General features: G+C 34.5%; 12 protein-coding genes. 3 read left to right on the top strand and 9 right to left on the bottom strand.

Annotated elements, in window-relative coordinates; translation table 11 throughout:
• The first annotated feature begins 422 nt into the window (after positions 1 to 422).
• Both J3U56_RS03080 and J3U56_RS03085 read left to right on the top strand, forming a co-directional pair.
• Positions 423 to 917 carry a hypothetical protein gene (locus J3U56_RS03080; RefSeq protein ID WP_267333144.1) on the top strand — a complete coding sequence of 165 codons (495 nt, stop codon included), beginning with the start codon at positions 423 to 425 and terminating at the stop codon, positions 915 to 917.
• A gap of 136 nt (positions 918 to 1,053) precedes the next feature.
• Positions 1,054 to 1,509: a hypothetical protein gene (locus J3U56_RS03085; RefSeq protein WP_267366670.1), complete on the top strand. Its 456-nt coding sequence runs from the start codon at positions 1,054 to 1,056 to the stop codon at positions 1,507 to 1,509.
• A gap of 96 nt (positions 1,510 to 1,605) precedes the next feature.
• On the opposite strand, the gene amtB is transcribed toward J3U56_RS03085, so the two are convergent.
• The 9 genes from amtB to J3U56_RS03130 form a co-directional block, all read right to left on the bottom strand.
• Positions 1,606 to 2,886, bottom strand: a complete 1,281-nt coding sequence (gene amtB / locus J3U56_RS03090) for an ammonium transporter AmtB (RefSeq protein WP_065798592.1) — start codon at positions 2,884 to 2,886, stop codon at positions 1,606 to 1,608.
• Between the two features lie 18 nt (positions 2,887 to 2,904).
• Positions 2,905 to 3,243: a P-II family nitrogen regulator gene (gene glnK, locus J3U56_RS03095; protein WP_065634965.1), complete on the bottom strand. Its 339-nt coding sequence runs from the start codon at positions 3,241 to 3,243 to the stop codon at positions 2,905 to 2,907.
• 419 nt (positions 3,244 to 3,662) lie between these two features.
• Entirely contained in the window at positions 3,663 to 5,150 is a 1,488-nt protein-coding gene (gene dgt / locus J3U56_RS03100; protein WP_267333146.1) for a dGTPase, read from the bottom strand.
• 29 nt (positions 5,151 to 5,179) lie between these two features.
• A complete protein-coding gene (gene purK / locus J3U56_RS03105) occupies positions 5,180 to 6,256 on the bottom strand; it encodes a 5-(carboxyamino)imidazole ribonucleotide synthase (RefSeq protein WP_267366672.1) in 1,077 nt (358 codons plus the stop codon).
• 1 nt (position 6,257) lies between these two features.
• On the bottom strand, positions 6,258 to 6,758 hold the full coding sequence (gene purE, locus J3U56_RS03110) for a 5-(carboxyamino)imidazole ribonucleotide mutase (RefSeq protein WP_267333148.1): 501 nt from the start codon (positions 6,756 to 6,758) through the stop codon (positions 6,258 to 6,260).
• A 214-nt stretch (positions 6,759 to 6,972) separates the two neighbouring features.
• Positions 6,973 to 7,323, bottom strand: a complete 351-nt coding sequence (locus J3U56_RS03115; RefSeq protein WP_267343801.1) for a RidA family protein — start codon at positions 7,321 to 7,323, stop codon at positions 6,973 to 6,975.
• Positions 7,324 to 7,349: 26 nt separating this feature from the next.
• Entirely contained in the window at positions 7,350 to 9,353 is a 2,004-nt protein-coding gene (gene uvrB, locus J3U56_RS03120) for an excinuclease ABC subunit UvrB (protein WP_267366674.1), read from the bottom strand.
• Between the two features lie 394 nt (positions 9,354 to 9,747).
• A complete protein-coding gene (gene modF / locus J3U56_RS03125) occupies positions 9,748 to 11,208 on the bottom strand; it encodes a molybdate ABC transporter ATP-binding protein ModF (RefSeq protein ID WP_267366676.1) in 1,461 nt (486 codons plus the stop codon).
• Positions 11,209 to 11,220: 12 nt separating this feature from the next.
• Positions 11,221 to 12,000 carry a TOBE domain-containing protein gene (locus J3U56_RS03130; RefSeq protein WP_267343799.1) on the bottom strand — a complete coding sequence of 260 codons (780 nt, stop codon included), beginning with the start codon at positions 11,998 to 12,000 and terminating at the stop codon, positions 11,221 to 11,223.
• A gap of 379 nt (positions 12,001 to 12,379) precedes the next feature.
• Between J3U56_RS03130 and modA the strand changes: the two genes are divergently transcribed.
• Positions 12,380 to 13,135 carry a molybdate ABC transporter substrate-binding protein gene (modA, locus tag J3U56_RS03135; protein WP_416380264.1) on the top strand — a complete coding sequence of 252 codons (756 nt, stop codon included), beginning with the start codon at positions 12,380 to 12,382 and terminating at the stop codon, positions 13,133 to 13,135.

Here is a 13,135-nt window from a genome sequence, read left to right on the forward strand (position 1 = left end):
ACTTGTTAAATTTACAGAATGTAATTTTCTCTTGCTTGATGACGATTATAAAATGAATTTTTTTGATCTTATCATGCTATCTCAATTCAATTGGTATTTATTCATAGTTCTACTTGATATAGAAAAATGGAACAACCACATTAAATTAACATTCTGTAAAAGAATACTATTTTACATTCTATACAACATTAATTTACTAGTGAGAATAAAAAGAGAAAACAAAATTTTAGTCTAAATCGAAATATCAAAAAGCATAAAACATGAAACATTAAAAGGAGATAAAAGTAATAATCAGCGCTTTTAGTTGTTTTTTATACTAAAACGTTATGTTTACCTCAAGTTTTTTTACGATAGAGTAACAGTCGTTTTTTAATGTTCTACAGATCGTTATCTTATTGTCCTAAAAAAAGGAAGTTATAGAAATGAAGACACATAAAAAACCATTATTTACCTTAGTACAAAGTGATAAATTATTACCTCAAAAAAATACCTTAAGTGATTTAGATTCTAAATTAAATTATCCTGAAAACATAAATAAAATTATTGCATTACATGTTAAGGAGCTTAAGTTACACCATGGCGAATATAAAGATAATGAATACAATAGTAAAGCTAAGATCGAGAATAATCGAGAAATGCGTTTTATATTTCCTGAGATGTTCGAATCAGAGCATCATAAAAGACAAATAAGCCTTTTGAAAGAGGAATTAGCCTTTGCTAAAGAATCGAATAAAGTTAAAGAATTATTAAGCATGCGGTTAAAACAAATGGCAAAAATTTATCCACACGTGCAATTGGATTTAAATGATATTACTGTTATGCCTAATAAAATTAAAAAATACCTATTCGCGCCACCGTTAATCTTAACACAAGATAATGCAATTATGCTTTGGGAAGATGGGAATTACTCTGATTAAAAGTATTGATAAATGAATCAATAATAGAAATATGTCATCAATTTTTGCTAAAAAATTGATGACATTGAGCAAAACTATTTTTAGAATAAAAACAATAATTTTTTATTATTCAAGAATATAGGTTGTGAATTAATAAATGACATCGAATAAAAAACCGTTATTTACTTTAGCATCTTTTAATGAGTCAATTCCTGAAAAAAAGCAATTAACAAGTAAAGATTCAGTTTTAGATTATCCGGATCAAAAAGATGAAATTATTGCGTTACGTTTTGAAGCATTGAAACAACGTCATTCAAAATATCAAAAGTATGTTTTAGAAGATGTTTTTAAGGATATCGATGCTTTCCAGTTTATTTATCGTGAAGCATTCAATGAACCTGATTTAGAAACGTTAAAAAATCAACAAGATTTAGAATGTGAGAGGATCAATCAAATATTATCAAGCAGAATAGCAGAACTTAGCCAATCAAATCCTGATCTTAAGCTTGATTTGAATGACTTAAATGCATTACCAGATACCATTAAAGAATATCTGTTTTCACCACCGTTAATCCTTACGCAAGATAATGCAATTATGCTTTGGGATGACTAAAAGACATTTATCATAATTAATATAAGCAAAAAATCTACAGTGTTAATTTCACTGTAGATTTTTTTTATAATTAAATTAGTTATATTTGTTTAAGAATTAATTGTTAAATGCGCTTTCACCGTGGCTATTAATATCTAGACCTTCACGTTCATGTTCTTCTGACACACGTAAGCCAACACAAATATCTGCAATTTTATACGAAATAAAGGCAACAACAGCCGTCCAAATAATGCAGGTTATTACACTCATTAACTGTATACCAATCTGGCTTGCCATGCTGGTACCTTCTGTATAACCAATGCCACCGAGTGATTCTGACGCAAAAATACCAGTCAATAGACAACCAACAATACCACAAACACCATGTACACCAAATACATCACAAGTATCGTCTATTTTAAGAATTCTTTTTAGCGAAGATACGCCCCAAACCCCTGCAAAGCCACAAATCAAACCAATCAACAGAGCACCACCAACACCAACAAAACCCGCTGCCGGTGTTATTCCAACTAATCCCGCGATGATGCCTGATGCGGCACCTAAACATGATGGTTTACCTCGTAAAACCCACTCAGCAATAGACCATGCTAAAACTGCTGCTGCCGTTGCTGCCACGGTATTAATAAAAGCAAGCCCAGCAATTTGGTCAGCGTGAGTTGAAGACCCAGCATTAAAGCCAAACCACCCAATATATAAAATAGCAGCACCGATATAAACATAAGGCAGATTGAAAGGTTTTAACGGTTCACGATTAAAGCCTATCCGATTTTTTAGTAAATACGCCCCCATTAAACCTGCAACGGCTGCATTGATGTGAACAACAGTTCCTCCGGCAAAATCTAACGCACCTTCATCACCTAAGATGCCTCCACCCCATACCATATGGGCCATTGGAATATAAGAGAAGGTAAACCATAACACCATAAAAATTAATACCGCTGAAAAACGCGTACGTTCAGCAAATGCACCTGGAATTAAACAACAAGTAATACAGGCAAAAGATCCCTGAAACGCAACCCAAATCAATTCATAAATCGATCCTGATACATCTGTAATATTAATACCAATTAATAAAAAGTGTTCAAAGTTACCAAAAAACCAGTTTCCTTCACCAAATGCCAGTGTATAACCATAAATTATCCATAATACCGCAATAAGTGAAAAGGTGACTAATATCTGCGATAACATTGATAAGACATTTTTAGCACGTAATAATCCACCATAGAACAAAGCAATGCCAGGCACCGACATAAAAAGAACTAGGGCTGTACAAATCATCATAAAACCGTTATCAGCATTATCGGCGACGGTTGCTTCTTGAGCAATTGCTGAGCTTGAAAGCGCTAAGCCCAAAGGTAAAATAAATTTTTTCAACATAATGATATCCTTTTATGATTATAATGCTGACTCATCCGTTTCACCGGTACGAATCCGAACCACATGTTCAAGTGGCGTCACAAAGATTTTGCCATCGCCTATTTTGCCGGTATAAGCCGCTTTAGTAATAGTATTAATCACTTCATCAAGCTGTTCGTCACTGATTGCTAAATCAATTTTTACTTTAGGTAAGAAGTTAACATTATATTCAGCACCACGATAAAGTTCGGCATGCCCTTTTTGACGCCCGAATCCTTTAACTTCAGTTACGGTTAATCCCGTAATGCCAATATTGGATAATGATTCTCTCACTTCTTCTAATTTGAAAGGTTTAATAACAACAGTCACTAATTTCATCAATTGCTCCTCATTAATAGGGTGGATAACCGAACTTATGCAAAACTTATGCAAAGCTTATGCCAGAAATTTCAATTTGTAGTTTTTGACTATATTTATTAATAAGAATAACGATTTAATTCATAGTGTTAATGTCAATTGATAGGAATAAAAATGTTGAAATCAAACCGAAAACAAGTTAACTCAATGAGCAAAATCAAATAATAAAGTGTCATCAATACTCACTCTTTGGCCAAAACATTAACGACACCTACTCTCATTTCAACCATTTTGTTTATTAAAGAGGGTGAGCAATATAATTAGAGGTGTTTGGATATGTTGATACTAATACTGTGATTATCGATAGCGTTTGAAAATTAATGCACTATTGTAGTGCTTATGCTTTTTTTTGGTGCTAATACTTTGATCAATTAACTAAATTAGAATGTGACCATCAATTTACGATATTCATCGTAAGCGAAATGATCTGTCATGCCACTAATGTAATCTTGAATTAAACGACAACGGTAATAAAATTCCCAACAATCAAAAGCCGGCTTATTTTTATCAAGTTTGCTAATAACTTGTTGGTAAGCATCACAATGTTTATGGGATAGTTTATGATATAGTCGGGTTTCTATTGGGTATTTTTTGTGATTGCCTGTCGTCGATAATTTAATAAAATCCTCAACCGGCATCGCAAGTAATGGGCTATAAATATCGAGCAAACCGGTAATAATTCGATGACCTTGTAGTTCAAGATTTTCAACTGATTCATGATTGAAGACATGTTCAAAACCAACAGTTTTAAAAATATTGAGGAGTTTGTATTCAGCGTCGTGATCTTCAAGCAATGCATGATTAAATGAGCCATGATAAATGGCTTCAATATTTTCAATAAAACGTTCTGCGGCATGGGGAACAAGTTTATTGATAGTATTGACTCGCAAATACATAAAAAACTCATCGATACCAATAGCGGTAGACTCAATTTGCTTAAAATTATCAAAAGGCCGATTGATCACTTCATCAAATAAATCACCTGTTTTAACTGGTCCCCACGCTTGTTTTAAATATTGATAAAGTTGTTGTACAGTAAAGATTTTCTTTTCAACGGCATCTTCAAGATCGGCTATGCAATATGAGATATCATCAGCCGCTTCCATAATGTAGGTTAGCGGGTAACGATGAAAAGGTTTTATATCAAGTTGTTGATATAATTCATTGATAAAGGGCTCTTCCGATAAGTAAAAACCGGGTTTTTTCATTAAATAAGCAAATTCAGTCGGTACAGCATGATTCCAATAAGCGGGTTTTGAATATTTAACAATTGAGGCAATTTGAGAATAAGTTAAATTAAGACGTAAAATCGTATGAACTAAACGAATAGCTTGCGCATTCCCTTCAAAATTGGACAAATCTTGGCGGATTTTTTGTTTTAATTCAGCAAGTAACTCATCATCTTGTTTGTTTATTTCAAGAATACTGTAGCTGCAAGGTTTATCAAGACCTAGTCGCAAAGTAAACCACTGATTAATTGCCGATTCACCAAAATGACCAAAAGGGGGATTACCTATATCATGCATTAAGCACGCCATTTCAACTAAACTTTCAATCGACATAATCGATTTATCCAGACCAAACGCCTTTAATTGTCCTGCTTTTATTAAACGATTAACAATTTCTTTAACAATATAGCGCCCAACTTGTTGAACTTCCATTGAATGCGTCAAACGGCTTCTGACAACTGAATTACGTTCAAGGGGGAACACTTGAGTCTTTTGCTGTAAGCGCCTTATAGCTGCAGAATTGATAATTCGTCCACGATCACTTTCAAAACAGCGTAAAACTGAATATTCATCTGTTAAACTGTCATATTGTTTATGAGCATAACGTTGGTAATTGATTTTTTTGCTAAAGTTGACCATGGCGCTACCCTTTTCGTTCAACGAAGCTATCACGACTCAAATTGCTGTTTTGCCCAACAAATAGCTGGATAATATTCAACAGGCAACATAGGTAACAATTTATCTAATGAATCGATCAATGTTGATATTTGAGGGTGAGTTAAATTTAAGTGACCCACTTTACGACCAGTTCTCACTTCTTTTTCGTACCAATGTAAATGGACTAAATCAATTGATAACCAATCATAATTTAACTCAGTTCCAATCAGATTAACCATGATAGAAGGCGCAAAAACATTCGGCTTTGGTATTGGTAATCCCAAGATTGCCCGTAAATGAAGCTCAAATTGGCTTATTGAAGCGCCATTTTGGGTCCAGTGACCACTGTTATGGACTCTTGGTGCTAATTCATTGATTAATAGATTTTCACCGACAACAAAACACTCCATTGCCATTACACCGACATAATTGAGCTTTTGCATGATAGCAGATAACATTTTTTCAGCTTTGGCTTGTAATACAGACATTTTATCGGGTAAAGCAATACTCATTCTTAAAATACCATCTTGATGTAAATTATGCGTCAATGGGTAAAAAACGGTTTCACCTTTCGCATTGCGAGCACCAATCAATGATAATTCGTTATCGAATGCAATTGCCTGTTCTACAATCGCTTGTTCATAGATATCTTCAGGTACGTCAATATCGTCATCAATCGCTATACGCCATTGACCTCGACCATCATAACCACCAGTACGACGTTTAACAATTAACAATTGACCTAACTGTTGAAAGAGCGTTGGCCAATCTTGTCTATTTTTTAACAAAAACCATTTAGCTGTGGGTAAATTAAGTTCATCTAATAGTTGTTTTTGACTCAAACGATCGGCAATAATCGGAAACACATCCCGATTAATAAAATGCCCATGCTGAGCTAAAATATGAGTAAAAGGCGTATCGGGCCAACGTTCAATTTCAGCAGTAATGACTGAATTTTGATAAGGAATCGTTGCTGGATCGACATCTAAACCAACAGGAAAAACATGGATACCTAATGGCTCGCCAGCTTGCTTTAACATTCGGCCTAATTGACCATTACCTAAAACACAAACTGATTTAGTTATCATATTATGCATCGACTCTTGGATCGGGGTTATTTAAAACTTCATCAGTTTGACTTAAACGCCAAGTTGATAATCGTTGATAGATGTCTTTATCATGTAAAGCCAGAATTTGCACAGCTAATAATGCAGCATTAGCAGCCCCAGCCTTACCAATCGCTAAGGTACCAACCGGAATACCTTTAGGCATTTGTACAATGGAATATAAGCTGTCAATACCATTTAGTGTGGCACTTTGTACGGGTACGCCTAATACGGGTACCAGTGTTTTCGCCGCTAGCATACCGGGTAAATGAGCAGCACCACCAGCACCAGCAATGATGACATCAAAACCTCGACGTTTAGCATCTTGAGCAAATTGAAACAATTTATCAGGCGTTCGATGGGCTGAAACTATTTCAACATGATAACTAACTGTAAGTGTATCGAGTATATCGGCAGCATGTTGCATTGTGCTCCAATCACTTTTCGATCCCATTACAATGGCAATTTTAGCTTGAGTATGCATAGCAAATTATATCAATAGATGAAATTTAAAGTTTTCAAAGTATACACTAAAATTTAGCAAATGGGATAATAATCAATATGTAAGATGACAAGAAAAACTAACTAGTAGTGATAATATTATTACTAAAATAAGCTAATAATATTACCATTTTAGTCTATCTAGAATAATCAAGTAATTATTCACCAACTATTATTGAGTTGTTTATTTTACAACATTAAACCTTCACTGCTGCAACGATTTTTATTTCGACTAAATACTCACTTTTCATTAATCCGGTATGGACTGTGCAGCGCACGGGAGCATCGCCGTGAGCAACCCATTCGTCCCACGCTTTATTCATAGCAGCAAAATCGCTTTTGTTTACCAAAAATAGAGTTGCATCTAAAATACGGGTTTTATCACTGTTTGCTCTAGCTAAAATTTTGTCTATTTCAGCCAAAGCACTTTTGGTTTGTTCATAGGCATTATTAACTAAATTGCTTGGCACACTCGTGTAATAAATTACATTATTGTGAATAACCGCTTCAGACCAACGGTCTTGTGGATCGAGTCGAATAATTGTCATCATGTTTTCCTTTTTTGATGAGTTTTTTAAGAGACTTTAATAAAATCAGCACGTAATTTTTTTATTTCATCACGTAATACACCGGCTTTTTCAAACTCAAGATTTTGAGCAGCTTCGTACATCATGGCTTCAAGTTCTTTCACCCTTGCTTGAACTTCTTTTATAGAAACATAATGATAAGGTTTACCCGGTTCAAATGCTTGTACTTTAGCCGTTGATTTTTTAGTACTTAATCCTGCATCTAAAATATCTTTAATCTCTTTGCGTACTGATTTTGGTGTTATACCATGAGCTTGATTGAAATCTTCCTGTTTTTTACGACGACGGGCTGTTTCATCAATGGTTTTTTGCATAGCTGGCGTGATTTTATCAGCATACAATATGGCTTTACCATTTACATTTCGGGCTGCACGTCCAACTGTCTGAATGAGTGAACTTTCTGAACGCAAAAAGCCTTCTCGGTCCGCATCCAAAATAGCAATTAACGACACCTCAGGAATATCTAATCCTTCACGTAATAAGTTTATACCAACCAATACATCAACTTTACCTAAGCGTAAATCACGAATAATTTCCATCCGTTCAACCGTATTGATATCGGAATGTAAATATTTCACATTCACATTATGCTCGGATAAATAATCTGTTAAGTTTTCAGCCATACGTTTGGTTAGTGTTGTTACTAATACCCGCTCTTCGTTTTCCATTCGAATTTTAATTTCGGATAAAAGATCATCAACTTGAGTCGCGACAGGGCGAACTTCAATAATCGGATCTAATAAACCAGTCGGTCTCACTACTTGTTCAATAATTTCACCACCTGATTTTTCAATCTCGTATTTAGCTGGCGTTGCCGAAACATAAATAGTTTGTGGCATAATGTTTTCAAATTCCGTGAATTTCAATGGACGGTTATCCAGTGCTGACGGTAAACGAAATCCATACTCAACTAAATTTAATTTACGTGAACGGTCGCCATTATACATTGCACCAATTTGTGGTATTGCAACGTGTGATTCATCAATAAACAGTAAACCATCAGCAGGTAAGTAATCGAATAAGGTTGCAGGCGGATCACCGGGTTTACGCTGAGATAAAAAGCGGGAATAGTTTTCGATACCTGAACAGTACCCAAGTTCAGTCATCATTTCAATATCAAATAGTGTTCGCTGAGTTAAGCGCTGCTCTTCTAACAGGCGATTATTCTCTAACAATACTTTTTGCCGTTCTTTAAGTTCTTGCTTAATTTCAGCAATAGCGTTTTCCATAATGTTTCTTGGTGTAACATAATGGGTTTTTGGATAAATAGTAATCCGCGAGACATCATTAATACTACTGCCTGTTAAAGGATCAAACATAGTAATGCGTTCTACTTCATCATCAAACAGTTCAACTCGTACAGCTAACTCGTCTGAATCGGCAGGAAAAATATCAATCACATCACCTCTTACTCTAAACGTACCACGACTAAAACCCATTTCATTGCGAGTATATTGTAGTTCAGCCAATCTGGTTAAGATTGAGCGTTGATCGGTAATGGTGCCTTTAGTCAGGTGCAAAATCATCGCCATATAGGTCTCGGGCGCTCCCAAACCATAAATTGCTGATACCGATGCAACAATCACAACATCGCGACGCTCCAATAGTGATTTAGTGGCCGAAAGGCGCATCTGTTCAATATGTTCATTGATCGACGCATCCTTCTCGATAAAAGTATCGGTTGATGGCACATAAGATTCAGGCTGATAATAATCATAATAAGAGACAAAATACTCAACCGCGTTTTCAGGAAAAAACGCTTTCATTTCACCATATAATTGGGCGGCTAACGTTTTATTTGGCGCCAAAATAATTGTTGGACGATTATGCTGAGCAATAACATTTGCCATAGTAAAGGTTTTACCCGACCCCGTTACACCTAATAATGTTTGATGGGCAATACCGTCATCAAGATTTTGACTTATTCGTCTAATGGCTTCAGGTTGATCGCCAGCAGGTTTAAATTCAGAACATAATTTAAATTTTTTCATTACTTGTGACCTAATATTTTACCTATTAATAAAAATTATCCCCAAAAAGACTTGACCTTTTAAAATCTTATATTTTTTGTTCAGTTAACTTAAAAACTCACCAAACACACCTTAAAAAGATAACTTGATTTAAGATAACTAATTGATTAATAATAAAATACAAATTCATGCTTAACTTGTAACCAAACCAAGCTAAAACCTGATGGTTATTGAAGTTTGAGCGTTTTTCAATAAACTATTCACAGAGTTATCCACAGGCATCGGGGATAACTCTCTAAGTATAACCGTTATAAACTTTTTTCAATAATCAAGTAAAAATTTCATGATTAAAATACGTTTTTTTTATTGATTATTTCTATTTTTAATACTGATTTTAATAGCTATTAACTAATGATTACTTAAGTGTCTCAATTTGGTATTGATAGCTGAGATCGAAATTAGGAACAAAAGTTAAACGATGAGTGATACATTTTGGCGCATCTTCGGCATGATGCGACACAAACAATAATTGCGTGTTTCCTTCCTTGATTAATCGATCTATCCAACCTTTGACTAATTCTCGGTTAAGATGATCTAATCCTTGCAATGGTTCATCTAAAATCAGCAAGGTTGGATGTTTAACTAAAGCACGAGCTATTAGCACTAATCGTTGCTGCCCCCACGATAGAGATTGAAAAGGCTTATCAGCTTGTGTGTATAATCCTAACAATTTAAGCCATTCATCGGCTAGCTTTGCTTGTTTATCGCTTGTGGCTTGATAGACACCAATTGAGTCAAAAAAACCCGAAACGAGTACTGTTTTAACGCTGGAACTGACACGATAATCAAGGTGTAAACTACTACTAACATAGCCAATATGCTTTTTAATGTCCCAAATAGTTTCACCAGAACCTCGTTTACGACCAAATAATGTTAGATCATTACTGTATCCTTGAGGATGATCACCGGTAATTAAACTTAATAGCGTTGATTTACCTGCACCATTAGGCCCAACTATTTGCCAGTTTTCACCCGCTTTTACCCGCCAAGTTAACCCATCGATAATAGCTTTATCATCGTAATGGACATAGCCATTATTTAAAACCACACGATCGATTTCGTTGGATAATGCAGCGGGAGGCACATCTGCATCAGGTAAAGGTACATTGGGTAAGCTTTCTAGATCAGCTAGCTGTTTAACTGTTTCGTCATTTAATATTGTTGCTTTGCTACCAAATTTCAAGAGCTGACAGTCAACAAGCAGACCAATATCTTCAATAAAAATGGGAATTTCATTAAAACGATTTAATACTAATACGATTGTTACCCCCTGTTTAGACAATTCACCAAGCTTATCGGCTAAATTTTCACGCGATAAAACATCTAAACCATCAAAAGGTTCATCTAAAATTAATAAATCGGGATTTGACATTAACGCTTTGCAAATTAGCGTTTTTCGTGTTTCACCTGTTGACAAGTATTTAAATTTTCTAGTCAGCAGCTGACTAATATCAAACTGTTTAGCCAACTGTAAGCATCGCTCTTCATCTGTTTTAAATTCCTGTATGATTTGCGATGTCGTTAATCCTGTATCATTTTCGCCTTCACTGAGCATATCAGTATTATTGCGCTTCCATTCTTCATCGACCAACTTTTGTAATTGTTCAAAAGAAATATACGCTATTGATTCAAACTCATTAATCACATTACCCGATAGCAACGGTTGTTCACCGGCTAATGCTTTAGCTAGAACTGATTTACCGCTGCCATTACGTCCAACAAAAGCAACACTATGCCCCTGATTGATGGTTAATGATTCGATAACAAAAACTTTATGATCATTAATTTTATAGTGTGCGTGTTCAATATGTAACATAAATACCTCAAATTAAACTAATGTAGCAACAATAATATGCTGAGGATCAATTGATATTGTCAGCTTTTTGCCTGCAACTAATGCATAATCTTTAACTGTATTCGTTAATTTACTTGCATAAAGCATCATACCTGATGCTAAACAAAAGGCAATTTCAGTCCACTCACCATCTGTTGTGACTTTCTCAACTGTTACTGATAAACAATTTTCAAGCGAATCATTTAATTCAATCAAGGGAGCTTTAATTAACAGTAGCACAGTCTTGTCCATAGTTAACTTTAACCTTTCGAGACTTTTGTGAGTTATATAAGCTTTTAATTCCGTTTGATTATCGCCAAGCAAAACCGTAATAAAACCGGCAATGTTATTGGTCTCAATCCGTTTAACACTGCCATATAATTGATTACGTGCACTGGTTTGTAATGATAATTTTGCCGTAGCTTTTAAAATATCATCCAGGGGAACGTTATCATCACTTAAAATATTAAACGCGTTATGCTGTATGTGAGTCAAAAGATCATAAAGTTGAATAAATCTGACGGCATAAGCACTGAGTTTGGTTCCCCCACCATTTTTACCTCCAGTTATCGTTATCAAAAATGGCGTAGGCGCTAAACGATTAATTTCGCTTATTGCATCCCAAGCTGTTTTGTAGCTTATGCCAATTGATTTGGCGGCTTGGCTTAAAGAACCGGTTTGGTCAATGGCTTTAAGTAATGCTATACGCCTTGGATCAGTAAATAATTGCTGATTTGAATTTATAGTTAATAAAATTTCTGGAGAAAAGCTCATGACACCACCTTGATAAACTGAAAAACATCTTATTCAGATAATTTCAATTATTGTAGACGTTTTTTCAACGACCTTCAAAAAACTTACGTCAAGTGAATTATGTTCTTTTCAACGATCTCTTAGATCAATTATATAATTAAGTTATTGTGAACAATCCAATTTACAATCATTAACTTATGATTAAATCTGGAAAAGGTTTATCAATTTATCGATATATTTTATTTTATATAACGGAAAGTTTATTATAATATGATGCATCTGATGAGTGAGCGATATAATAGCGGTTTTAATTATCGATTTTTATGTTAAATCTCAGTTACCGCTTTACGCATCATCATCAATTTACAAAATTACATAAGTTATTTTTAGCGTGAGGGATATGATGAAAACACGTATTAACATTTTTTTAATGATAACAACCTTATTAACCACATTTTCCACTTTAGCTATTGAAAAAGTAACCCTATTTGCAGCGGCATCATTAACCAATGCGATGCAAGATATTGCAGCTGAATATAAAACAAATCACAAAAATCAGGAAATTATATTTTCGTTCGCTTCGTCATCGGTATTAGCCAAACAGATCGAACAAGGTGCGCCCGCTGATATTTTTATGTCAGCAGATCAAAAATGGATGACTTATTTAATAGAACATAATTTAGTTAAAAACAAAGAAGATTTACTTAAAAATTCTTTAGTATTAATCGCACCACAACAGTCAAAATTAAAAAAAATCGATATTAATAGTAGCACTGACTGGAATGCAATTTTACCTAAAACAGAAAGATTAGCGATTGGCGATCCTGATCATGTTCCGGCTGGATTGTATGCCAAAGAATCCTTAACTTATTTAGGTGTATTTGATAAATTAGCTCCACAATTTGCACCAGCAAGTAATGTACGTGATGCGTTAATGCTGGTTGAACGTAACGAAGCTGCATTAGGCATTGTATATAGCACAGATGCAAAAATTAGTGATAAAGTCAAAATCATTGGTGTTTTTCCTGCTAACTCATTTGATCCTATTGAGTACCCAATAGCATTGTTAAAACCCGAAGCGAAAGAGTTTTATCAATATTTAAAATCACCTGAAGCTAAACGCATATTTGAAAAATATGGTTTTGTAACAAAATAA

It is taken from the genome of Gilliamella sp. B2824 (assembly GCF_026536245.1).
GTDB lineage: Bacteria > Pseudomonadota > Gammaproteobacteria > Enterobacterales > Orbaceae > Gilliamella.

Bases quoted from the DNA above. Each gene is read 5' to 3' on its own strand.
- J3U56_RS03080 (WP_267333144.1), top strand. From the start codon at position 423: ATGAAGACACATAAAAAACCATTATTTACCTTAGTACAAAGTGATAAA.
- J3U56_RS03085 (WP_267366670.1), top strand. From the start codon at position 1,054: ATGACATCGAATAAAAAACCGTTATTTACTTTAGCATCTTTTAATGAG.
- amtB (WP_065798592.1), bottom strand. From the start codon at position 2,886: ATGTTGAAAAAATTTATTTTACCTTTGGGCTTAGCGCTTTCAAGCTCA.
- glnK (WP_065634965.1), bottom strand. From the start codon at position 3,243: ATGAAATTAGTGACTGTTGTTATTAAACCTTTCAAATTAGAAGAAGTG.
- dgt (WP_267333146.1), bottom strand. From the start codon at position 5,150: ATGGTCAACTTTAGCAAAAAAATCAATTACCAACGTTATGCTCATAAA.
- purK (WP_267366672.1), bottom strand. From the start codon at position 6,256: ATGATAACTAAATCAGTTTGTGTTTTAGGTAATGGTCAATTAGGCCGA.
- purE (WP_267333148.1), bottom strand. From the start codon at position 6,758: ATGCATACTCAAGCTAAAATTGCCATTGTAATGGGATCGAAAAGTGAT.
- J3U56_RS03115 (WP_267343801.1), bottom strand. From the start codon at position 7,323: ATGACAATTATTCGACTCGATCCACAAGACCGTTGGTCTGAAGCGGTT.
- uvrB (WP_267366674.1), bottom strand. From the start codon at position 9,353: ATGAAAAAATTTAAATTATGTTCTGAATTTAAACCTGCTGGCGATCAA.
- modF (WP_267366676.1), bottom strand. From the start codon at position 11,208: ATGTTACATATTGAACACGCACACTATAAAATTAATGATCATAAAGTT.
- J3U56_RS03130 (WP_267343799.1), bottom strand. From the start codon at position 12,000: ATGAGCTTTTCTCCAGAAATTTTATTAACTATAAATTCAAATCAGCAA.
- modA (WP_416380264.1), top strand. From the start codon at position 12,380: ATGATGAAAACACGTATTAACATTTTTTTAATGATAACAACCTTATTA.